17 protein-coding genes, 1 pseudogene and 1 riboswitch are annotated in these 23,983 nt (G+C 53.5%); of the genes and pseudogenes, 16 read left to right on the plus strand and 2 right to left on the minus strand.

Going from position 1 to position 23,983, the window contains the following annotated elements:
- The 5 genes from QJ48_RS28050 to QJ48_RS28070 all read left to right on the plus strand — a co-directional run.
- Positions 1-374, plus strand: a 374-nt coding sequence (locus QJ48_RS28050) for a MetQ/NlpA family ABC transporter substrate-binding protein (RefSeq protein WP_237763086.1), incomplete at its 5' end; no start/stop codon positions are given.
- Between the two features lie 58 nt (positions 375-432).
- A riboswitch (TPP riboswitch) is annotated at positions 433-543 on the plus strand.
- An 88-nt stretch (positions 544-631) separates the two neighbouring features.
- Positions 632-2,419 (plus strand): phosphomethylpyrimidine synthase ThiC, encoded by a 1,788-nt coding sequence (thiC, locus tag QJ48_RS28055; RefSeq protein ID WP_054976682.1) that lies wholly within the window; start codon positions 632-634, stop codon positions 2,417-2,419.
- 19 nt (positions 2,420-2,438) lie between these two features.
- On the plus strand, positions 2,439-3,089 hold the full coding sequence (gene bluB / locus QJ48_RS28060; protein WP_054976683.1) for a 5,6-dimethylbenzimidazole synthase: 651 nt from the start codon (positions 2,439-2,441) through the stop codon (positions 3,087-3,089).
- A gap of 172 nt (positions 3,090-3,261) precedes the next feature.
- Complete coding sequence (locus QJ48_RS28065; protein ID WP_054976684.1) at positions 3,262-3,792, plus strand: GNAT family N-acetyltransferase; 531 nt, start codon at positions 3,262-3,264, stop codon at positions 3,790-3,792.
- A 226-nt stretch (positions 3,793-4,018) separates the two neighbouring features.
- Complete coding sequence (locus QJ48_RS28070) at positions 4,019-4,729, plus strand: carboxylesterase (protein WP_054976685.1); 711 nt, start codon at positions 4,019-4,021, stop codon at positions 4,727-4,729.
- 98 nt (positions 4,730-4,827) lie between these two features.
- On the opposite strand, the gene maa is transcribed toward QJ48_RS28070, so the two are convergent.
- Complete coding sequence (maa, locus tag QJ48_RS28075; RefSeq protein ID WP_054976686.1) at positions 4,828-5,382, minus strand: maltose O-acetyltransferase; 555 nt, start codon at positions 5,380-5,382, stop codon at positions 4,828-4,830.
- 525 nt (positions 5,383-5,907) lie between these two features.
- On the opposite strand from maa, the gene QJ48_RS28080 reads away from it, so the two are divergent.
- The 6 genes from QJ48_RS28080 (at position 5,908) to QJ48_RS28100 (ending at position 15,102) form a co-directional block, all read left to right on the plus strand.
- Positions 5,908-7,092, plus strand: a complete 1,185-nt coding sequence (locus QJ48_RS28080; RefSeq protein WP_237763087.1) for a Glu/Leu/Phe/Val dehydrogenase — start codon at positions 5,908-5,910, stop codon at positions 7,090-7,092.
- A 123-nt stretch (positions 7,093-7,215) separates the two neighbouring features.
- Positions 7,216-8,835 carry a spore germination protein gene (locus QJ48_RS28085; protein ID WP_054976687.1) on the plus strand — a complete coding sequence of 540 codons (1,620 nt, stop codon included), beginning with the start codon at positions 7,216-7,218 and terminating at the stop codon, positions 8,833-8,835.
- Positions 8,836-9,215: 380 nt separating this feature from the next.
- Complete coding sequence (locus QJ48_RS36330) at positions 9,216-9,398, plus strand: hypothetical protein (protein WP_157261776.1); 183 nt, start codon at positions 9,216-9,218, stop codon at positions 9,396-9,398.
- Positions 9,399-9,568: 170 nt separating this feature from the next.
- On the plus strand, positions 9,569-11,542 hold the full coding sequence (locus QJ48_RS28090; protein WP_054976688.1) for a putative thiazole-containing bacteriocin maturation protein: 1,974 nt from the start codon (positions 9,569-9,571) through the stop codon (positions 11,540-11,542).
- Positions 11,539-13,482 carry a TOMM precursor leader peptide-binding protein gene (locus QJ48_RS28095; protein WP_054976689.1) on the plus strand — a complete coding sequence of 648 codons (1,944 nt, stop codon included), beginning with the start codon at positions 11,539-11,541 and terminating at the stop codon, positions 13,480-13,482. Before QJ48_RS28090 ends, QJ48_RS28095 begins: the two co-directional genes overlap by 4 nt.
- A gap of 24 nt (positions 13,483-13,506) precedes the next feature.
- Positions 13,507-15,102 carry a SagB family peptide dehydrogenase gene (locus tag QJ48_RS28100; RefSeq protein ID WP_054976690.1) on the plus strand — a complete coding sequence of 532 codons (1,596 nt, stop codon included), beginning with the start codon at positions 13,507-13,509 and terminating at the stop codon, positions 15,100-15,102.
- Between the two features lie 59 nt (positions 15,103-15,161).
- Here QJ48_RS28100 and QJ48_RS28105 read toward each other — a convergent pair whose 3' ends face one another.
- Complete coding sequence (locus QJ48_RS28105; protein WP_054976691.1) at positions 15,162-15,686, minus strand: DUF420 domain-containing protein; 525 nt, start codon at positions 15,684-15,686, stop codon at positions 15,162-15,164.
- A 262-nt stretch (positions 15,687-15,948) separates the two neighbouring features.
- On the opposite strand from QJ48_RS28105, the gene QJ48_RS28110 reads away from it, so the two are divergent.
- The 5 genes and pseudogenes from QJ48_RS28110 to QJ48_RS35405 form a co-directional block, all read left to right on the plus strand.
- Positions 15,949-17,043 (plus strand): spore germination protein, encoded by a 1,095-nt coding sequence (locus QJ48_RS28110; protein ID WP_054976692.1) that lies wholly within the window; start codon positions 15,949-15,951, stop codon positions 17,041-17,043.
- Entirely contained in the window at positions 17,040-18,275 is a 1,236-nt protein-coding gene (locus QJ48_RS28115) for a Ger(x)C family spore germination protein (RefSeq protein WP_054976693.1), read from the plus strand. Before QJ48_RS28110 ends, QJ48_RS28115 begins: the two co-directional genes overlap by 4 nt.
- A gap of 395 nt (positions 18,276-18,670) precedes the next feature.
- Positions 18,671-19,822 (plus strand): annotated as a pseudogene (locus QJ48_RS39000) (glycosyl hydrolase family 8); the annotation flags it as partial.
- A complete protein-coding gene (locus QJ48_RS39005) occupies positions 19,796-20,545 on the plus strand; it encodes a discoidin domain-containing protein (RefSeq protein WP_237763088.1) in 750 nt (249 codons plus the stop codon). The pseudogene QJ48_RS39000 and the gene QJ48_RS39005, both read left to right, overlap by 27 nt.
- Before the next feature lie 367 nt (positions 20,546-20,912).
- Positions 20,913-23,983, plus strand: a 3,071-nt coding sequence (locus tag QJ48_RS35405; protein WP_082420713.1) for an immunoglobulin-like domain-containing protein, incomplete at its 3' end; no start/stop codon positions are given.

The following is a 23,983-nucleotide window of genomic DNA, read 5'->3' on the forward strand; positions in this document are numbered from 1 at the left end:
TGATGCTGCTGCAGCAGCAGGGGCTGATCAAGCTCAAGGACGGTCTGACGACGTATGAAGCGACCCCCAAAGACATCGCGGATAATCCGAAAAAGCTGAAATTCGTCGAAGCCGATTCCGCAACCTTGCCCCGGTCGCTTCCCGATCTGGAAGGCGCGATTATTAATACGAACCTCGTGCTGGAAGCCAAAATCGATCCGAAATCGGCCTTGTTCCGGGAAGATTCGAAATCGCCTTACGCCAATGTCATCGTCGTGCGCAAGGGAGACGAGACACGGGACGAAGTGAAAAAGCTCGACGCCGCTTTGACGACGCCGGAAGTGAAGAAGTTTATCGAAGACAAGTACGGTGTGGCGGTCGTCCCGGCATTTTAGAAAAATTTACGCCGGCTGTTGATTTTTAGCGGAGCCCGGGTTATTCTTGTACTGACAACTTCATATGCGCGGGAGCTTGGTGAAGCCAGGCTGAGAGGATAACCGGATGTTATCGACCGTAAAACCTGATCTGGGTAATGCCAGCGGAGGAAACACGTAGCCTTTGTATGCACAAAGACCGCTTCTTTGCCGTTGCGGTCTTTTTTGTATGCATTACGTTCCCCGCTTGCTCACATTCATTCGAGGAGGAATTGAACATGACAAGCGAAAACAAGCCAAACCAACAACATGCCGTGCCGGACGTATCGGGATTTCCCGGGAGCAGTAAAGTGTATATTCAAGGCTCCCGCAGCGACATTCGCGTCCCGATGCGGGAAATTGCTTTGAGTCCGACGGTGAACTCGGAAGGGGAAACGGCCAATCCGCCCGTTCGCGTCTACGACAGCAGCGGTCCGTACACGGACGGCGATGTCCGGACCGACATCCGGCAGGGGCTTCCGGCCAATCGGCGGGGATGGATTATCGAACGGGGCGACGTGGAGGAATATGACGGAAGAGCGGTAAAGCCGGAAGACAACGGCTTCAAGGAGGAAGAGGGGGCCCGGCGGCAGGAATGGTTTCCCGGGACGGGGCGCCGTCCGCTGCGGGCCAAGCCGGGAGCGAATGTTACCCAGATGCACTACGCCAAAAAAGGAATTATCACTCCCGAGATGGAATATATAGCTATCCGCGAAAATGTGACTCCCGAGTTCGTGCGTAGCGAGGTGGCGCGCGGCCGGGCGATCATTCCGTCGAACATTAACCACCCGGAAAGCGAGCCGATGATTATCGGCCGGAACTTCCTCGTGAAGATCAATGCGAACATCGGCAATTCCGCCGTCGCTTCGTCGATCGACGAGGAAGTGGAGAAGATGCGGTGGGCGACGCGCTGGGGAGCGGATACGGTCATGGACTTATCGACCGGCAAGCACATTCATACGACGCGCGAATGGATCGTCCGCAATTCTCCGGTGCCGATCGGGACGGTGCCGCTGTATCAGGCGCTTGAGAAGGTCGGAGGGAAAGCGGAGGAATTGTCCTGGGAAATTTACCGGGATACGCTGATCGAGCAGGCGGAGCAGGGCGTCGATTATTTTACGATCCATGCCGGGGTGCTGCTGCGGTACATTCCGCTGACCGCGAATCGCGTGACCGGGATCGTATCCCGGGGCGGATCGATCATGGCTTCGTGGTGTCTGGCGCATCATCAGGAAAATTTCTTGTACACGCACTTTGAAGAAATCTGCGAAATTATGAAAACGTACGACGTCGCTTTTTCGCTTGGGGACGGCCTGCGTCCGGGTTCCATCGCCGATGCGAACGACGAGGCGCAGTTCGCGGAGCTGGATACGCTGGGCGAGCTGACGCAAATCGCCTGGAAGCACGACGTACAGGTGATGATCGAAGGCCCAGGCCACGTGCCCATGCATTTGATCAAGGAGAACGTGGACCGGCAGCTTGAGGTGTGCCAAGAGGCGCCGTTCTATACGCTCGGACCGCTCACGACCGACATTGCGCCCGGCTACGATCACATTACTTCGGCCATCGGCGCCGCGATGATCGGCTCGTTCGGGACGGCGATGCTGTGCTATGTCACCCCGAAGGAGCATTTGGGGCTTCCCAACAAGAACGACGTGCGGGAAGGCGTCATCGCCTACAAAATCGCGGCCCATGCGGCCGATTTGGCCAAAGGCCATCCGGGTGCGCAGGAGCGGGACGATGCGCTGTCGAAGGCGCGGTTCGAATTCCGCTGGCGGGATCAGTTTCATTTGTCGCTCGATCCCGAAAGAGCGCTGGAGTACCACGATGAGACGCTTCCGGCGGAAGGCGCGAAGACGGCCCATTTTTGCTCGATGTGCGGCCCCAAGTTTTGCAGCATGCGTATTACGCAGGATATACGGGAATATGCTAAACAACACGGTTTGGAAGACCGCGACGCGATCGAGAAAGGCTTGGAGGATAAGTCCAAGGAGTTCAAGAAAGCGGGTGGTTTGATTTACAATTAATCGCCCTGGGAGGGATCGTATGTTTACGGAGCAGGAAAAGGAAGCGTTATACAAGGTCATCTATACGAGAAGGGATGTCCGTTCCTTCCTGCCGGACCCGATTCCGGAGGAAGCGGTGACGAACGTGATTCACGCCGGCCACCACGCTCCGTCCGTCGGCTTCATGCAGCCTTGGAACTTTATATTGGTGATTTCTGAGCCGCTGAAAGAAAAGCTGGCCTGGGCCGCGGACAAGGAAAGAAGGGCGCTGGCGATCCATTACGAAGGCCAGCGTCAGGACCAATTCTTAAGCCTTAAGGTGGAAGGGCTGAAGCAAGCTCCGCTGACGATTTGCATTACATGCGATCCTACCCGGGGAGGCGCCCATGTGCTCGGCCGGAATTCGATTCCCGAGACCGACATGCTGTCCGTCGCCTGCGCGATTCAAAACATGTGGCTGGCCGCCTGTGTGGAAGGGCTTGCTATGGGATGGGTAAGCTTTTATAAGAAAAACGACGTGCGCGAGATTCTGGGCATTCCGCCGCATATCGAGCCGGTCGCGCTGCTGTCGGTCGGGTATACGGAGAACTACCCGGAGAAGCCGATCCTGGAGACGGCTCAATGGGAGAAGCGCCGCTCCTTGCAGGACCTCATCTATCACGAGACATGGGGAAATCGGCAGTCGGAATGATCGAACTTTTCTATTTTTCGATTGAAAATGTCAATGAACCGGCACCTTGACGGCAATCACCACCCGATGATACAGTGAAAATCAAACGCATTATATCCGATGTGTTTAGTGGAAATTAATTTGCTGCAAACCGGTGCATCGGATGAAGCTTAAGGAAAACGGGTGGGGTGCTATGGGGAAATCGGATGAAATTCGGATTCGCGATGCGACGGAGCTTGACCGGGAAGCGATTCTTGAGGTCATGCTGGAGGCATATGAGCAGTACCGGACGGTGCTGCCTTCTGCCCGGTGGGAGCCGTACCGGGAGTCGATCCGGGCCTCCGTCGACGGAGACAGTCCCGCGGCCCGGCTTGTCGCCGAGCTTGCGGGGAAGGTGGTCGGCAGCGTGCAGTTGTTCTTGTCCTCCGAAGCCGCTTACGGCATGCCGGAGCTTGGGATTCAGTCGCCGATCATCCGCTTTCTTTCCGTTTCGCCAGCCGTGCGCGGCCGGGGAATTGCGACGCTGTTAATACAAGAAAGCGCCAAGCGCTCCCTCGCTTTAGGGGCGGCTACGCTGCATTTACATACGTCGGACATGATGGAGTCCGCGGTCCGATTGTATGAGCGTTTAGGCTTCGAGCGCGCCTTCGACAAGGATATGCGCAATGGCGATACGCTTGTGAAGAGCTACCGGATTCATTTGAAAGAAGCCGCTCTATTGTAAACACAGATTTTTGCAACGCCTAATGGAGATATCGCTGAGACATGTGTCTTTTGGATATCTCCATTTATTATTTGGCTATGTTTTAAATAGATGTTGAAAACTGATACATTATTGAAGATATGCCATGTATACAGGTTTGGAGGTAATATTATGGCAAGTGTTAATTCGTTAATTTCAGATATTCAAAAATTATCAGTATCTTAAGAACGGTTGGAGGATAGATGTAATGATAAGACATAATTTAAAGATAGAAAATATTCCAGCAATTTTGTGGGGGGACAAATCAGATAAGTTATTTATAGTTGTGCATGGTAACATGTCAAATAAGGCAGATGACTCGATTATTGTATTTGCAGAAGAAGCAATAGCAGTAGGTTATCAAGTTCTTAGTTTTGATTTGCCTCAACATGGTGAACGTAAAGATGATACTTATCTTTGTACAGTTCAAAACTGTGTTCAAGACCTTAATAAAATTATGACATATGCAAAATCGTTATCAAATAATATAAGCATTTTTGCTTGTAGCATGGGAGCATATTTCAGCCTATTAGAATATTGCCATGAGCCATTGAATCAGTGTTTGTTTCTCTCTCCCGTGGTAAATATGGAACGTATAATAAATAATATGATGACATGGTTTAACGTAAGTGAGAGTAGGCTAAAAATAGAGAAAGAAATTTCTACACCTATTGGACAAACTCTCTATTGGGATTACTACTGTTATGTGAAAGAACATCCTATTGTTGCTTGGAATAATCCGACTTCAATTCTCTATGGTTCAGGAGATAACTTATGTGAGTTTGACATTGTATCTGAATTTGCTAAACGCTTTAACTGTAATTTGCAAGTAATGGAGAATGGAGAACACTATTTCCATACTCAGGAACAGTTGCAGTATTTCAGACAATGGCTAAAAAAACATATACAGGTTAAATGATAATAGAAAATGGTTGATGTATAACCTTCTTTAAAAAGTGAATTAAGGGAAGTCAAAATGGCTTCCCTTAAAAGTTATATAATTTTAGTAATAATAATTTATATTGCTTTAATGATTTTCGCGGGATTTCCGCCTACAACCACGTTACCGGGCACATCTTTTGTTACCACTGCACCGGAAGCAATAACCACGTTATCGCCAATGGTCACTCCAGGGTTGATGACGGCTCTCCCGCCAATCCATACATTGTTGCCGATAGTTACGGGTTTCCCGTATTCAACCCCCGAATTTCTTTCGTTCGGATCTAACGGATGAGTAGCTGTATAAATGTGTACGCCTGGGGCAATGAAGCAGTTATCCCCTATCCGAATTTCGCATACATCCAGGAAGACGCAATCGAAATTAGCATAAAAATTTTCGCCGACATGAATGTTGTAACCATAATCACAGCGCAAATTCGGCTCTATGTATATACTATCTCCAGTTGAACCGAACAATTCTTTTAATAGTTCAGTCCGTGTGCTTTCTTCCGTTTCTAAGGTTTGATTGTATAATCTGGTCAGTCTTCGCGCATTGGCCCGTTCTTGCAGCAATTCCGGGTCAGCCGCCAGATAGAGTTCGCCATTCAGCATTTTTTCTTTTTCTGTTTTCATTTCTCTCTCTCCTTAACCCAAATAAATGAATTCTATAATGTAGAATTCACTAGAATCATATCATATGGATCATATAATTATAAAATGAAATGAGGAGGGCATGCCTATGATACCGCAGGTATCGCCACTTTAACGTCGCTAATGACAGCGTGTTCATGGGCGCCGGAAGCGGCGTGCTTCAGCGGTCAGCGGGCATTCTGCGGGCTGCTCTTTCCACAGGATAAGGCCTAATGGGGTGATAAAATAGCACAATAAAGGAAACTATTCACTAAATAGAAGGTTATAAATAATTATATATTGTACAATAATTCTTTTTGTGTTATACCTTATTGAGGGTAAAGGCTAGGCAAGGCCAGATATTGGATTGCCGGGCCCACGCTTAACCAATATAACAACATGGGGGAAGTCCACGTGTCCTTGATCGTAAAGAACGAACAGAACGATAAGAATGAACCTGCGCAAGAGCATGAGAAGCTCAATTTGTTCGAAAGAACGCAAGAAGTCATACGTACCGCTCTTGATCGAATGGGGTATAAGGACGATGTATACGACTTGTTGAAAGAGCCGCTTCGACTGCTGACGGTGCGCATTCCGGTTCGCATGGACGACGACTCGATTAAAGTATTTACAGGCTACCGCGCTCAGCATAACGATGCGGTCGGCCCGACCAAAGGCGGCGTTCGCTTCCATCCCGACGTCACGGAAGAGGAAGTCAAAGCGTTGTCGATGTGGATGAGCATCAAATGCGGCATTACGGGGCTGCCGTACGGAGGCGGTAAAGGCGGTATCCAGTGCGATCCGCGCTCGATGTCCTTCCGCGAGCTGGAGCGCTTAAGCCGCGGCTATGTCCGCGCCATCAGCCAATTGGTCGGCCCGACCAAAGACATTCCGGCGCCGGACGTGTTCACGAACTCGCAAGTTATGGCTTGGATGATGGACGAATACAGCCGCATCCGCGAATTCGATTCGCCGGGCTTTATTACCGGCAAGCCGCTTGTACTGGGAGGCTCCGCAGGCAGAGAGTCCTCAACTGCGCTCGGTGTTACGATCGTCATGAAAGAGGCTGCCAAAATCGCGGGCATCGAAATTCCCGGCTCCCGCATTATCATTCAAGGCTTCGGAAACGCAGGCAGCTTCCTTGCTCAATTCCTGCATGAAGCGGGAGCGAAGGTCGTGGGCATCTCCGATGCTTACGGCGCTTTGTACGATCCGGAAGGCCTCGATATCCCGGCGCTGCTCGACAAGCGCGATTCGTTCGGCACGGTCACGCCTTATTTTAAAAGTCAACAAATTACAAATAAAGAGCTGCTCGTCCAAGAATGTGACATTCTCGTTCCGGCAGCCATCGAGAACCAGCTTACGGAGGAGAATGCGCCGGACATCAAGGCCCGCATTGTAGTGGAAGCGGCGAACGGACCGACGACGCTCAAGGCGACCGAAATTTTGACGAACTGCGGCATTCTGCTCGTTCCCGACGTGCTTGCCAGCGCCGGCGGCGTGGTGGTCTCCTATTTCGAATGGGTACAAAACAACCAAGGCTACTACTGGTCGGAGGAAGAAGTTCAAGACAAACTGGAAAAAATATTGACGACCTCCTTCCACAATGTGTACCGGACCTCGACGGACAAAAAAGTGGACATGCGATTGGCGGCCTACATCGTAGGGCTGAAGCGGGTGGCCGAGGCCATCAAGTGGAGAGGCTGGGTATAAGCTTATATAGAAGCAAACGGCAGAAATCCATCTATGGGAACATAGGTGGATTTTTGTTTTGCAGCCGTCAATCCCGCATAACAAAATTACGGATGGCTCACCATAATATGGGGGGCGACATGCATGTGGAAATTTATTTCGACTCATATGATGAATTGGGAAGTTATTTTGCAAGCCGTCCTGTGCAGTGTGGTGCCCTATGGAGTGTACAAACTGGGAGTTTGGCTGAAATCGGTTTTGACGATCCGCAGCAGCAGCAAGCCCGACGCGGAAGAGCGGTTGTACGTCTTTACCGGAACGTTCGAGAAGGACTTGCCGGAGCTTCAAGACAGATTAGGGCGCAATGACGATATATTGATCCGAACGTTTGAAATAGGCGGGGCGCGGTCGAAAGCTGCCTTGATCCTGGTAAAGGAGCTTGCGGACAAAAACTACATCGATACGCATGTTTTACCTGCTCTGATGTCCGACTTCGCTATGCCAAGCTGTGCGGATGAGCTGCCGCCGCACCTTAGGAATCGGATCTTGCCCGTGAGCGAGCTGGGCGAAGCCGGGAACCTGCGAGATTTGCTGCCCGGCTTATGGAAAGGCAATGCCGGTCTCTTGATCGACGGCTGTCCGAATGTTTTCGTTTTGGCCACCGGCAACGAGAAAAAACGCAGTCTCGGCGAACCGGCCTCGGAAGCTTTGGTCCGGGGGCCGCGCGTTAGCTTCAATGAAAGCCTGGCGGATAATACGGCGCTGCTGCGTCAGCTTGGCGGGAGTCACACGCTGTGTATCGTTTACACGCTGGTGGGGCGTAAAGCTCCCAGAACGGTAGCGATCGCTTACAACAGCGACATTGCCAATGACGCTTTGGTGCAGGAGGTCCGCCAGCGCATCGCCCGGATCGATATGGACGACGTTCCTGATTCCGGGTATATCGAACAGTTTATCGAGGATAACCATCTTACGCTGTTTCCCCAAGTGCAAAATACGGAACGGCCGGATCGGGTAAACTGCGCGCTGATGGAAGGCAGGGTGGCGATCCTGCTGGACGGCTCCCCCTTGGCGCTGATAGTACCGGTAAGCATCAGCATGCTGCTGCAATCCCCGGAAGATTATTACGAGCGCTGGATCCCGGGTACGCTCGTGCGCGTGCTGCGTTATATCGCAGCGTTGATTTCCACGCTCGGGCCCGCGCTCTACATTTCGTTCATCTCGTTCCATCAAGGGCTGATTCCTACCAAATTGGCGGTATCCATCGCCAGCTCAAGGGAAGGGGTACCCTTTCCTTCGTTAATCGAAGCGTTGATCATGGAAGTATCGATCGAAATATTGCGGGAGGCCGGTTTACGCTTGCCGAAGCCTATCGGTCAGACCATCGGCATCGTCGGCGGCCTCGTCATCGGGGAAGCGGCGGTACAAGCCGGCATCGTCAGCCCCATTATGGTCATCGTCGTTGCCATTACGGCGATTTCTTCGTTCGCCATCCCTCAATACAGCGCAGGAATTGCTTTGCGGATCATCCGCTTCGGAACGATGTTTTCGGCGGCCATCTTCGGACTGTACGGGGTCATTCTGTTCTTCCTGCTGGTATGCAGCCATCTGGCCAAGCTGAAGAGTTTCGGCATTCCTTACTTGAGCCCGGCAGCTCCTTACCGGCTCGGAGATTGGAAGGACTTCGTCCTGCGGGCGCCGCTTTCTTTCATGACACGCCGTCCGAAGGCCATGCGGGTCAAACAGCCGAAGCGCCGCGGATAAAAGCATAGATTCGTTATTCCAATCACCCGGGTGACACAAGTTGTCCGGGTTATTCGCTGTTACCCGATATGAAAACCTACTTTTAACCATTATTGAAAAATGATTGGGAAATAAGCTTGCCACCCCGTAACACATGCGGAGCGAAATTCATAAAAATGTTGTATGTTCTGTCGAGAGCAGAGAAAGCGCGATCACTCGGCCGCATAATCCTTGCCCGGGCCCTTCCTTTCTATCTCTCGCCAGTCTCCGGCTTGAGCCGGTACTACTTTATTTTGACGGAGGGAATGTCAACATGAGTGAATTTCAGAATGAGCTTCAGCAATTGCAAGTCGCGGCATACAATGCGGGTCAGGTAACGCCTTTACAGCATCAAGGCCAGTATGAAGCCGATTCTCGCATATGTGGAGGTTGTGGTTGCTTCCCGCGCTGCTTCTTCTGCTTCCCGCGCTGCTTCTGCAGCTGCTTCTGCGGGGGAGGTTGCGGTTGCGGAGGCGGTTGCGGCTGCGGAGGTTGCGGGGGACGTTGCGGAGGCTGCGCGCGCTGCGGACGTTGCGGTTAAGTAATTAACGGGACTACCCGGAAGTATCAGCCCCTGCAAATGCGGCTTCGATCCAAACCGCAGGGGCTGGAACGGCCCCTTAAAAATAATTGACAAGAAGGACAAACAACAATACATAAGATAGCAGTGAACATCCGGCCGGATTGACCAAAAGTGCGGATAAGGAGGAGTGAGATGACCACATTAGATGCTTCGGTGCGTCCGAAAATAAACGGGGACACCTTTTTTATCCCCGATCCGAACGGTTCCGTCTATTTTCGAAACAACATGGGCACGTTCAGACTGGAGGGCGAGTCGATTGACCGATGGATCGAAAAGCTGATTCCGGTATTTAACGGGAAGTACACGCTTATGGAATTGACGGACGGCTTGCCGGAGCCGCACAAAGGCCGCGTGTTCGATATCGCCGCTTTATTGATCCAAAACGGCTTCGCGCGGGATGTAAGCGGAGACCTTCCCCACCGGCTCTCGGAAAGGATTCTTGAGAAGTTCGGCTCGCAAATTGAATTTCTGAGTAATTTTGGTGGCTCCGGCGCGCACCGTTTTGAGCAATATCGCCAAGGGAAGGTATTGGCGGTTGGTTCCGGTACTTTTCTGGTTTCATTAGTGGCGGCCTTGCTGGAATCCGGGTTGCCCCGAATCGGAGTAGCCATTGGCGATGCATCGCCGACCAACCGTGAGCGGCTGAAGGAACTGGGGGAGCATGCCCGGAAATCCGATTCGGAGATACATATTCAGGAAGTGTCTTACCCCGGACGGGATATTTCCGCTTGGCAGCAGGTCCTGAAACCGTTTGATTCGATCATGTACGTATCGCAGGAGGGGGATATCGAAGAGCTTCGGATCGTCCAAGCGGCCTGCAAGAGGGAGAGAAAGCTCTTTCTTCCCGCGATTTGCTTGCAGCAAGCCGGTTTGGCCGGGCCTCTTGAACGGCCGGAAGACGGGAATGGCTGGGAGTCGGCGCTGCGGCGCATTCATCAGCCCGTTCTGCGCCAAGATCCGCAGCAGCATGGGTTTTCTGTTCATGCCGGGGCTTTGCTGTCGAATGTGATCGTGTTCGAGCTGTTCAAAACGGTGACGGGGGCTGCCGATCCTGTGCGAAATCAGGCGGTATATTTGCTGAACCTGGAGACGCTGGAAGGGGACTGGTATTCGTTCGTGGCTCACCCGATGGTGATCGGCTGCAACCGGATTGAATGCATTCCGGACATTGAACTGCGGCTGATGCGGGATCCGGGTCCGGCGCCGCAGAGCGGAAGGCACAGCCCGCTGCTGGACTATTGCGAACAGATAACCTCGCCGGATACGGGCATTTTTTATGAGTGGGACGAAGGCGACTTAAAGCAGCTGCCGCTTGCGCAATGCCGGGTTCAGGTGGCAGATCCGCTCTCGGACGGGCCGGTTGAACTGCTTCCTTCCATAGTCTGTACAGGATTGACGCATGAGGAAGCAAGACGGGAGTCGGCGCTTGCCGGATTGGAAGCTTATACGTCCCGGTTAGCCGAGCGTACGGGGCAGGCCTTTTTTCCGTTGGAAACGGAGGCAACAGGTCTGCGTGTATCCGGATATGTCGGCATCGGGGCGGGAGAGACGCTGGCGGAAGCCGTATGCCGGGGCTTGCGAAAGTGTCTGGCGGAAGAGCTGGACATTCGGCAGACCGCTCGTAAGCCGCTTGTCATTCCGGTGCAGTTAAGTATGGTGGATGACGATCGGGTCCGTTACTATTTGAAATCCTTGTCTACGCTGCAGGGGGAGCCGGCCCTTGTTCTGGAGGAAGAGCTGTTCGGCTTCCCGGTGGTGCGCGCGGAAATCGGCGGAAGATGGTACACGGGCGTCGATTTGAATATCACCCTTGCGCTTCGAAGGGTTCTGCTCCGGGCGCTGTCGGAGGTTCAAAGTCAAGCGCCACGGCTTCAAGTCCGGATTGCTTCGGTTCCAAGCCGGGGGCCGAAAAAGGTAAGGCCGCGCAGCTTGGCTATCCCGACCAGCGAAGAAACGCCGCAAGCCGGCGAACTGGCGTCTGTCATACAACAGCTGAAGCAGCACGGCAGACGGCTGCATGTATTTGATTACAGGCTCGATCCCTTCTTGAATAAAGGGCCCGTTCACGTCCTAGGCGTTGCGCTGGGAGAGGAGGTTTCGCCATGAGCAGTGTTGTAGCCGTCATCGGCAAAGGGGTGCTGGCGGATTTGGTATGCGCCGAACTGAATTCTGCCTTTTGGGTGATCCGTACGGTCGAGCTGGAGGAGGAGGAATTCCGTTCGGCCGATCTGGTTATCCTTGCGCAGGATGGCTGGCTTCCTGCCGTGCAGGACAGGGCGGAGGAGGTTCTTCAGTCTGCCAAGGTGCCTTGGCTGCGGGGCTTCGTATCTTTTGGGGAGGCGTTAATCGGACCGTTGGTTCGTCCAGGCGTTCAAGGCTGCTCCAGATGCGCGGATATGCGGCGGCTTATGGCCACCCGCGACCGCAAGGAGCTGCGTGTGCTGCAGCAGCAGCTTGCCGACCGCGGCGGAATCCCGCAGGACGCCTGGGCTTCCCGCACGGGACTGACACAGGCGGCGACGCTCCTGGCCGCGGAAGCCCGGCGCGTGCTTCTCGGCGGACAGCCTCAATTGGAGGAACGAATCCTGCTGGTGGATCTGAAAACCTTGAAGACTTCGCGCCACCTTTTTTTACACGATCCGATGTGCCCGATATGCGGCGATTTGCCGGAGGATTCGGAGGAACTGGCCAATTTCTCGCTCGAGTCAAGTCCGAAGGTCCATCCGAACAGCTTCCGCTGCCGTTCGATCGATGAACTGAAGCAGGTGCTTGCCCGCGATTATTTGGATTTCCGGACCGGGCTCATGAATGGCAAAATGAAAGACGGTCTGTCGCCGTTCGCCGATATTAACGTAAATCTTCCGTTTTTCGCCGGCGACGAACCAAGCTCGGGGCGGACGCTCTCCTATGCGGACAGCGAGCTGACGGCAATACTGGAAGGCTTGGAACGTCATTGCGGCGTAGTCCCGCGGGGCAAATGGACGAAGATTCGCAAAAGCTACCGCGAGATCGCCGATCATGCGTTAAATCCGCTCGAGGTAGGAGTCCACGCGGAAGAGCAGTATGCGCGGCCTGATTTCCCTTTCCGGCGTTTTGATCCCGACAGCGAGATCGACTGGGTCTGGGGCCGCTCCGTCATACACAATCGTCCCATTCTGGTACCGGAACTGCTCGCTTATTACAGCCTCGGCTGCGGAAACGGCGTTGTCTATGAAACGTCCAACGGATGCGCTTTGGGCGGCAGCATGGAGGAGGCGATTTTCCACGGCATTATGGAGGTGCTGGAGCGCGACTCGTTCCTGTTGACCTGGTATGCGCAGCTTCCGCTTTCCCGTGTCGACCCTTATTCCGCCGGCGACCGCGAACTGAGTATGATGATCGACCGGATGAGGGCGGTGGCCGGTTATGAGCTGCACGTATTCGACGCGACGATGGAGCATGGCATTCCGTGCATCTGGACCTACGCTAAAAACCTTAAACCGAGAGGGATGAACCTCATCTGTGCGGCGGGAGCCCATCTCGACCCGATCCGGGCGCTGAAAAGCGCGATCTTTGAACTGGCCGCCATGACGCTCTCGATGGATGACCGATTTGAAGCCAACCGGCAGGAAAGCGAACGGATGGCAGAGGATCCTTTCCAAGTGAGAGAGATGGAGCATCACTCCATGCTGTACGGCTTGCCGCAGATGGAGAAGCGTTTGGATTTCTTGTGGAAGAAGCCCGGACCTCCGCTGACGTTTCGGGAGGCGTTCCCGCCGCAAGTTCTGCATGCGGATCTTACCGACGACTTGAAGATGATTCTGGAGAAATTCCGCTCCCTGAATCTGGATGTGATCGTAGTCGATCAGACCTCGTCCGAGCTGAAACGTAATGGGTTAGCCTGCGTCAAAGTGCTGATTCCGGGGATGCTGCCGATGACGTTCGGTCATCATTTGACGCGCGTTACAGGGCTGGAGCGGGTACTGAAGGTTCCGGCGCTGCTCGGCTATACGAAGCAGCCGCTCACGGTCGAACAGCTCAATTCGCATCCCCATCCGTTTCCGTAAGAGACGACGAGAGGGGAGGGTACCGTGAGCCTTAAGTCTTTTTTGCATAAGCTGCACTACGATCCCGATCATTCCAGGCCGCCGGACTTCGAACCCGATTGGAACAATGCTCCGCTTGCTTATAAGCTGTACCGCGGCTTACCGACCTTTGCGCTCTCTGCGGAAGTGCCGCTGACCCTAGAAGGAAGACCCGTGCCGGATAAGCCGGAAATTCGCGATATCGGTCATTTTCTCTGGTATGCTTATGGGCTTGCACAGCTGTGTCAGGCCGTCTTTTCCATGGATTACGGCGGGCTGGAGGGAGAGACAAACATATTCCACTCGTTCCGGCGGTTCGCACCTTCCGGCGGCTCTCTGTATCCGAGCGAATTGTATGTATACTTGAAAACGGACGATTTGCCTGTCGGGATCTATCATTACGATACGGCGCATCATCGTCTCGTGCTGCTGCGCCTTGGCGATTTTGATGCTTATCTGGGCCGGGGGCTGGGGGACCGCTGCGACCTATCGGCTTGCTTCGGCGCTGTGTTCGTGTCTACCGTATTTTGGAAAAACTTCTATAAATACAATAACTTCGGCTATCGTCTGCAAGGACTTGACGCCGGCGCGCTCATCGGACAGCTGCTGGAAACAGCCAAACGCTTCGGATACCATACGGGAGTGTACTTTCGTTTCCTCGACCGGGCCGTTAACCATTTGCTTGGCCTTCACGAGCAGGAAGAGAGCGTGTATGCGGTCATCCCCTTATCGCTGCAGCCTTCCGGCGGCTGGTTCTATGGCAGCGGAGCCGAAGCGGGAGTCTTGACTTCACGCCAACTGTGCGCAGCGCTGCCTGCGATCCGGCACGAGCATTACGTCCGCTCGCTTCGCACCACGGAGTACCCGATGCTGCTTCGAATGAACGAAGCTTCGTTGATGGAAACAACGGAATCGTTCGGTCCGCTTGATGCCGCGAATATCGAAGGAACGATGACCGACGGAGTGGGGACGGTCGCGCTGCCCCGGACGTCGAGACTATCATTTGATCTGGCTTCGGTCGTCCGCAAACGGTATTCGCCGCACTTGGATTTTGTTTTTCAAACGGTTGATGCTTATCGGGCTGCCGCTTTACTGTACGAGGCAACGGCCTCGTTCCCTTACACGAACGATTTGGATACGGCCGGTCAGGAGCCCAGGAAGCGGGTGTCCATTTACGGCTGTTTGTACGGCATTGAAGGCATTCCCGACGGCGCTTACTGCTACGATGCCTTGGCTCACGAGCTGCGGCTGATACGTCCGGGAGACTACAGGATGCTGCTGCAGCAGGGAATAATTATGGGCAATGTGAATCTGTTTCAGATCCCGCTTTGCTTGCATGTGGCCGCGGACAGGAATCACTATGCGGGTGCGCTCGGTTTCCGGGGGTACCGCATTCAGCAGATGGAAGCGGGAATGCTTGTTCAGCGACTGCTGATCGCGGGGGTCGCTCTTGGGCTTAACGGGCATCCGCTCCTCAGTTTTAACTCGGCCGATTGCGACAAAATATACAAGATGGAAGGGGAGGGCGTCGCCAGTCTCATCCAAGTGCCGCTAGGAGCCTGTAGACCCAGCTCCCGGCTGGAGGGCGGATTATACTCCTGAGAGAACGGAAAAAGACAGCAGCTCGAAGTTACAATTCGGGCGTGCTGTCTTTTTTTTCGTTAATAGTAAGGCGAAATTAACAGATACACAAGAACTCCGGTGGAGCTTACATATAACCAGATAGGCATCGTCCAACGGGCGATTTTCCGGTGCGACTCGATCTTCATACTGAAGCCCCGGGTGACGGTGATTAAGGCCATCGGGACGTTCACGATCGCCAGCAGCACGTGGGTGATCAGGACAAACAAGTAAACGTATTTCAGCCACAGGCTTCCTCCGAATTTCGTCGGCTCGGTCAGAAAATGGTAAATGACGTACGAAACGAGGAAGAGAGCCGTGGTCACAAAAGCGAGAAGCACAAAGTTCCGGTGCGCCGCGATGTTTTTCTTCTTAACGAAATAAAGCGAAAGCAGCAAGAACGCAAAGGTAAAGCAGTTAAAGACGGCGTTCAGCAGAGGGAGCAGCGTCACGTCGAAGCCGACCGTCCCTTCATATTTCGGCATAAAAAACAAAGCGGCGATCACTCCGATAAGGATAATGGAAAAAACCGTGATCCATGCGGTAAAACTGCGTGTTTTGTTCATGTTATTCCTCCGTTTCCTGACATTCTGCAACTATCGTCCATTTAAGGATAGACATCCTGTTCTTCAAAAACAACGGGGTTTTCCCGCGTTTTGTTACATTTTATCGAAAGCTGGGAACCGCGAGGTCCGGCCTGCCGTTCTTGCATAACATTGGAACGGAATGTCCACCATAATATGGACTCCGGAGCAGAATGTGGAACCGTGTTCAAAGCGCCGTTTCGGAGGCGAATGAAGCGCCAACATATAGGAAGGGGGGCTTGCCATGGGTTATTTGCCGCCCGAAGACCGCATCACAACCATGCAAGCAGCTGTGCTGATTTCCAATTATATGCTGGGCGTGAGCATTCTGACGCTGCCCCGTACCTCGGTAGAGGAGGCGCAGACGCCTGATGTCTGGATTTCGCTCATCTTAAGCGGACTGGTCACGGTAGCGGTCGGGATTTTGATTGCAAAATTGTCCCAGCGCTTTCCGGGCCAAACCTACTATCAATATAACCGGCTGCTCGTCGGCAAGTGGCTTGGGACCGCGCTCAGTTTTTTTACGGCTTTATATTTCATTGTTATGGCCTCCTTTCAAGTTCGGGCGGTGCTTGAGGTGACCCGGCTGTTCCTGCTGGAGGGCACGCCTTATTGGGCGATTACGTTCGCATTTATGTGGGTGGGGGTTTATTTGATGCTGGGTGGAATCAACCCCGTCGCCCGGCTCTTCGAAGTGATCTTTCCGATCACGACCGTTATTCTGATCCTGATTGCCTTTATGGGGCTTAGCGTATTCGAGCCCGACAACATGCGGCCCGTACTGGGTCACGGCCTCATGCCGGTGCTCCGCGGGCTGAAAACGACGATACTGGCCTACACGTCCGTCGAGATCATGCTCGTCGTTCCTGCATTCATGAAGCATCCGGAAAAGGCGCTCAAAGCGGTGCTGATCGGGGTGCTCGTCCCGACGTTCTTCTACGTCGTCACCTGCGTCATTGTCATCGGAACGTTATCGGTGGACGGCGTGATTACCCGGACCTGGCCGACCATTTCGCTTTTCCGGAGCTTTGAGTTCAGGGGAATCTTCTTCGAGCGCTTCGAGACGCTGCTGCTCGTCATCTGGCTCATGCAGATTTTCGCTACCTTTACGTTGTCTTATTATCTCGGAGCGCTTGGCATCGCCCAAAGCTGGAAGGTGAATCGTCGGACGGTGATCTTCGTCCTGCTGGCGATAATCTATGTTTTCTCTTTCGCGCCTGCAGATACGAACGAATTGTTTAAGCTGGGAGATATATTAGGCTTGTCGTCGCTGGTTCTGTTTATCCTAATGCCCGCGGTTCTGTACATTCTCCCGGGCAGGAAAGGGGCCAGGTCTTGAAACGCCGAAATTTGACGCTTGGGCTTCTGGCTTTGCTGCAGGTGATACCGCTTCTGACGGGCTGCTGGAGTCAGCGGGAGATTGACGACCTTAGCCTCGTGGCCGGAATTGCGCTGGATAAGGCTCAAGAAACGAAGGTGGAGACGGCTCTGAACAAAAATGGGGCGGCGCGCAAAAAAGACGATTTGATCTCGATTACGTATCAGATTTTCACTTCCAGCTCCGGCGGCGGGCAAAGCCGCGGGGGTGGCGGTTCATCCGAGCAAAAGAGATACGAAAATTTTACGGAAACCGGCGATTTGTTATTGGAATCGACCCGGGAAATCTCGCTCCGGACGGAGCGGCCGATATTTGCCCAGCATTTCAAGACGCTGGTGATCGGCGACGAGCTGCTTCGTACGACACCATTCTGGAATTTTATGGACCTGATGTACCGTGAGTCGGAATTCAGACCGAGCGCGCTGGTGTTCGTGGCCCGCGGATTGGCGAGGGATACGTTCGAGCTGAAAGGGGCGAAGGAAATCCCGGCATTTCGCATCCTGAAGATGGTCGACAATCAATATAAATCGACCCGCATCCTTCCTTCGGTAACTTTGGCAAAGCTGCTGACCTACCTGCAAAGCAAGTCGAGCTTTTTATTGCAAGCAATCATCAAAGGGGGAGGGGAGATTAAATTTGCCGGAGCGGGAATCATTCACGGACAGAGCGGCAAGCTGGTCGGCTTTCTCGACGAAGACGAGCTGAGCAGCGTTACGCTGATCACCGGAAAAGTACGGGGAGGCGTCGTGAAATTTACCGACGAGGAAACCGGGCAAAAAAATCTGTATGAAATTTTATCGTATAATAGTGAAATTGTGCCGCGCGTGGAAGGGGACAACCTCTCGTTCGACGTTCGGATCGAATCCCGGGGCCGGTTAAGCGAAAGCTGGGTGATTAACGAGAAAAGCTTCGACGACCGTTTCCTGAAGCGACAGGGGCAGTATGTGGCGAAGCAATTGGAACGGAACATCCGCCAAACGCTTGAGAAAATTCAGAAGAAGTACAAAGCCGACGTGATCGGTTTCGGAAAAGAACTGCGTATTCATGAGCCGAAAACATGGGATAAAGTCAAATCCCAGTGGGACCAAAAGTTCAGTCAGGCCGAGGTACGCGTACACGCCAAAACGATCGTGGCCGAGTTCGGAGCGAGCGGATCGAAAGTCATTGAGCATCAAGACCAGCCCGAGCCATGAAAGGTAACCCTAATTTGGAAAAAACATAAAAAAACATAAGCGGATCTAAAAAAAACAAAAGACTTTTGCGGGTGCGTGTTATAGATTGTAAATAGATATATAAAATGCCATATGGTGAAGTGTGTTCATTCCGTGGACAGGCGCAGAACCTGTAAGCTTGTTTCAGGTTCTTTTTGCTCATGCTTCTCCGCTGGAACATGGCTGAACGATCCTACTAAGGAGAAAGGAGGAAACGGTTTACCGCAGCATCGAATCCTACCCGAACAAAGGAGGAAATAACAATGTACGCAACCAAGGTTCAATCGATCCGCAACAAGGTGAAGGCGGCTTCTTTGGTTCTGCTTTCCGCTGCGCTGCTCCTGGCGCCCGGTTCGTTTCAGCCGAAGGCGCATGCCGCCGGCGAAATGAAACCGTTCCCACAGCAGCTGAGCTACCCCGGCATCCTCAAGCCGAATCATGTTTCGCAAGCTTCCATGAATGCGTCCGTCGCTGCTTACTACGACTACTGGAAGGGGGCGCATCTGAAGAACAACTTGACTTCCTTGCCGGGCGGCTATTACGTCAAAGGGAACGTTGCGGGCAACCAGGGCGGCTTCAAGGCGCTGGGCTCTTCGGAGGGACAAGGCTACGGCATGGTGATTACGGCGCTGATGGCCGGTCATGACCCGGATGCGAGAACGATTTTTGACGGGCTGTTCAAAACGGCAAGAGCTTATAAAAGCTCCGAAAATTCGAATCTGATGGGCTGGATCGTCGCGGACGACAAGAGAGCTCAAGGGCATTTCTCCTCGGCCACCGACGGAGACCTTGATATCGCCTATGCGCTCATTTTGGCCGATCGTCAATGGGGGTCCGGCGGTTCGATCAACTACTTGGCGGAAGCGAAAAAAATGATTACGAACGGCATCAAGGCCAGCAACGTGACGACCGGCAACCGGCTGAATCAGGGAGATTGGGATTCCAAAAGCACCTGGGAGACGCGTCCGTCGGATTGGATGCTCAGCCATTTGCGGGCATTCTACGAAGTGACGGGTGACCAAACCTGGCTTGACGTCATCAACAATCTGTACAACGTCTACGGCCAGTTCAGCAGCAAATACACGCCGGTCACCGGTCTGATCTCCGACTTCGTCATCGACAATCCGCCGAAGCCGGCTCCGCGCGATCACATGGAAGGGGAAGAATTCCCTGACCAATACAATTACAACGCTAGCCGCGTTCCGCTGCGCATTGTGATGGACTACGCGTTCTACGGGGATGCGCGAGGCAAAGCGATCGCCGACAAAATGGCGACATGGATCAAAGGAAAGACCGGCGGCAACCCGAACAATATCAAAGACGGCTACAAGCTTGACGGCACCGTAAACGAAAAGGCAAGCTATGCGACGGCCGTGTTCGTCTCGCCTTTCATCGCCGCGTCCACGACGAACAGCAGCCATCAAGCATGGATCAATGCGGGCTGGGATTGGATGAAGAACAAGAAAGAAGGCTATTATAGCGATTCCTTTAATCTGTTATCGATGCTTTTCATCTCCGGCAACTGGTGGATTCCGACGGCTGGCAGCGGCACGCCGGATACACAGGCGCCTACAGCTCCGGCGAACTTGACCGCAACGGCCGTATCGAGCAGCCAAGTGAATTTGAACTGGACGGCTTCCACCGATAACGTCGGGGTCAAAGAGTACAAAATTTACCGCGGCGGCACGGAGGTCGGCACGGCGACAGGCACTTCGTATAGCGATACGGGCTTGAATCCGTCTACGACGTACAGCTACACGGTCAAGGCTTATGACGCGGCAGGCAATGCGTCGGCGAACAGCAATACAGCCAGCGCCACGACGACCGACGGTCCTTCTACGGACACCAATATAGCGAAGGGGAAAGCGGCCAAGGCCAGCTCGCTGGAAGGAAGCGGCTACGAAGCGTCCAAAGCGTTCGACGGCAATGCCTCCACCCGCTGGGCGAGCAAGGAAGGAAGCGACCCGGAATGGATTTATGTCGATCTCGGGAAGACGTACAGCATCCATAAAGTAAAGCTGAACTGGGAAGCCGCCTACGGCAAAAACTACAAAATTCAAGTATCGAACGATAGCGGCTCGCCGGCGAATTGGACGGACGTGTACACGAAAACAAACGGGAAAGGCGGAGTCGAAGAGATCACGTTCGCCGCGCAGGATGCCCGTTATGTCCGGATGTACGGCACGGCAAGAGGCACGTCCTACGGGTATTCGCTCTACGAATTCGAAGTATACGGTTCGAGCGGAAATTGAGGCAAGACGCAGCGTTCTTTCTTCCGTCCGACCGGTTGATTGAAGACTTTGGCGTGAGTGTACGTTTATAAAACGGCGTCTAAAAAAATTGGAGTGGCGGGATTCGCGGGATGGGATTCCGCCGCCACTCCGAGTACGGAAATTCCTCTATCCGCCTCTTTTTTACTCCCCTCATAGGTGTCGAATACGTCCGCGACAATAGCCGTTTCGCTCCTAAAGTAACTTTCTCCCGATTGTAAGCGTTCTATTGTTAAGGTTTTATATTGTTTTTGGTAATTCGTGGACAACGGGCGTTTGACGGGATTAGACTGATGAATGTTCGAACCTCAGCTTGTGCGACACAACATTGATTAGAGGAGCAGTCATCATGATATCCCAAAAATGGAAACGTGCCTTATCTCTTATTCCCTTGTCCATTTGTATCCTTGGTCAAGGCCTGCCTAACGCAACCGTATATGGATCGCCGGCCGATGCAGGAGGTCAAGCAAGTCCGTCTGCCGGAAAATGGATGACGGGCGAATACCACGCGCACACCTTTCAGTCCAACGATGCGCAGGAATCTCTGGAACACGTGCTGGACTCCGCATTCAATCAACATGGTTTCGATTGGCTGGCCCTTGCCGATCATTTGAGAATGTCTAACCGGGATGATAACGGCAACGACATTCCCGGAGGACCGGTTCCTTTCTCCAAGGGTCTTGCCCAGTATCAGGCCCCTAAAATCAAACAACTGCAGGAGTCGGGCAAGTACAAAGATAAAATTGTTTTTTCGGGCTTCGAATGGGACATGCCGAAATATGAGCACGTGGGCATCGGCATCGTAACCGACAATCCGGGGTCGCCCGAGTCGCTGAAAGCCGTAAGCCAGTTCGAATATTTATTCACCGACCGGGACGAAAGCCTGTTCGATCCGGCGGACGTTGCCGCCTGGAAGGCGCAGAACAAACGGGCATATACGACTCGCGACGACGCGCTGACCGCTCTGCGGTGGCTTCGTGAAAAATATCCCGAGTCCAGCTACGCGATCTTGAATCATCCTTCGAGAAAAGGCGTTTATACGATTGCCGATATCCGGGATTTTAACAGCGCCGCACCGAATATCGTCTTCGGATTCGAAGGCATGGTCGGCAACCAGATGGAGTCCGACCGGGGCGGCCTCAACCTGACCACCCCGGTCAACCGGTCCTACGGCGGAACGGATTACATGGTCGCCAAGCTTGGAGGCGTATGGGATTCTCTGCTAGGGGAAGGAAGAAAATTCTGGAACTTTTCCAATTCGGACTTTCATTTCAAAATCAGCAGAGATGAGTTGGCTTCCAGTGGGTATTGGCCAGGAGAATACTCCAAGAACTACACGTGGGTGAACGGTTCCGATATGAAGGCGGTTGTGGCCGGCATGAGGTCGGGAAAATCGTTCTCCGTATACGGCGACCTGATTGACGCGCTTGATTTTACGGTTGCCGGTGACGGTCGCAAGGAAGAGATGGGCGGAGAGCTTCAGGTGAAGGAGGGGGATAACCTCCAGCTTACGATTCGGTTCAAAACTCCGAAAACAAACAATAACGGCGATCCCGTTGAAGTCGATCATGTCGATCTGATTTCCGGCGACGTGACGGGCTTGGCCCAACCGGGCACCCCCGAATATAACAAAGACACCAACGATTCGACCAAGGTGCTGCAGCGCTTCACGAGCGCAGACTGGACGACGGATGCCGAAGGGTATCATGTCATCAGCTACAATCTGGGTACGGCAAGCAAGAATCAGTACTTCAGGCTCAGAGGAACGAATCTGGGGCTCAACGTCGAGGGAGAAACAAGCAACGGGGAGCCGCTGGTCGATCCGAAAACGGATATCGCCGATGACAAAACCCGTTTCAGCGAAATTAACAAGCGGAATTACCGGGACCTGTGGTTTTATTCCAACCCGATCTTCGTAAACGTGGCGCCCTACAGCGATCAGCAGGCTGTCGACGATACGAAGCAATCGTTGTCCTTGGGCGATATAAGCCAAGTCGCTGCCGATCTTCAATTGCCGACGATAGGCAAGCATGGGGCAACCATCTCGTGGACAAGCTCCAATCCTAAGCAGATGACCGATGACGGCAAAATCGTATCGCGTCCCTTGCAGGACACGGCTCTCACGTTGACTGCTACGATTCAGCGCGGAAATGCCGCAGCGAGCCAAGCTTTTGCGGTGAATTTGAAAGGAACTTCCCTGGAGCTTCACGGGACGTGGAAGACAGCGGACGGACAGCCTTATTTCAGCGGCGCCTGGACGAATCAAAGCGTTACGGGCAGCGTCTATGCCAGCGTATACGGAAGTGTGTATGGGGCCGGCCCCGACCTGGAGCTGGCGCAATCTACCGACAACGGGAAGAATTTTCAGCCCTATGTGAGTAACAGCAACGTCGAAATTTCTAAAGAAGGCGTGCATTCGCGGCTATTCCGGGCCATCGATGCTTTTGGAAACAAAGCGTTGCTTCCGTTGACCGTAAAAATCGACCGTACGCCTCCAGTCATTACGCTCAAGGGAGACCCAGCCGTAAATCTGAAAGTCGGTGCGGCCTACGTCGAGCAGGGCGCTTCCGCTGCGGATAACTTCGGGGTGGACGGTGATGTGGTCATCACCGGAGCCGTCGATACGCATACGGCAGGAACCTACACAGTGCATTACAATGCCCGGGATTTGGCGGGGAATCGTGCCGCCGAGGTACGGCGTACGGTCGTCGTTGCGAAAGCGGCGGACAGCAGCGATTCAAGCGATGACTCCGGCAGCTCCGGCTCCGGCGGCGGTTCGAGCTCGGCGGGCGGCAATTCGGGCAGCGCGACAACCCAACCGTCGGCCGACAATAAACCGGACCGTCCTGTCTCTTTGGAGCTTGAGGTCAACGCGAAGCAACCGTCCAAAGGCAGCATCAAGGACGTAGTGACTATCGAAGTTCCGGCAGGCGCCTTGCCATCGAACGGCACCATTCGGGCCAGCATCCTGTCCGCGAAGGAGACTCCTTCCGCCGGGAATCTGCGGGCGGTGAGTCCGGCGATCGAGTTTACAAGCACGGCCGGTCATACTTTTAACCAACCGATCGCTCTGACGTTCCATTATAACGCCGGTCAATTACTTCAAGGGCATCAGGCAGCAGTGTATTATTATCACGAGCAGCAAAAGCGCTGGATTTATATCGGCGGGACCAACCGTGCGGACGGAACCGTCACCGTGAACGTCAACCATTTTACGAAGTTCGGCGTATTCGATTATCAGCCGGTCGCTTTCCCGGATTTGGCCGGACATTGGGCGGCGACGTATGCCGACCGCTTGATTGGGATGAACGTCATCCAAGGGTTTGAAGACCGGATGTTCCGTCCGGAAACGGAGGTAACGCGCGGGCAATTCGCGAAAATGATGGCGGAAGCGCTCGGTCTTCAAGCCTCCGCGGAGGC

The sequence above is a fragment of the Paenibacillus sp. A3 genome (genome assembly GCF_001399685.1).
Lineage (GTDB): Bacteria > Bacillota > Bacilli > Paenibacillales > NBRC-103111 > Paenibacillus_G.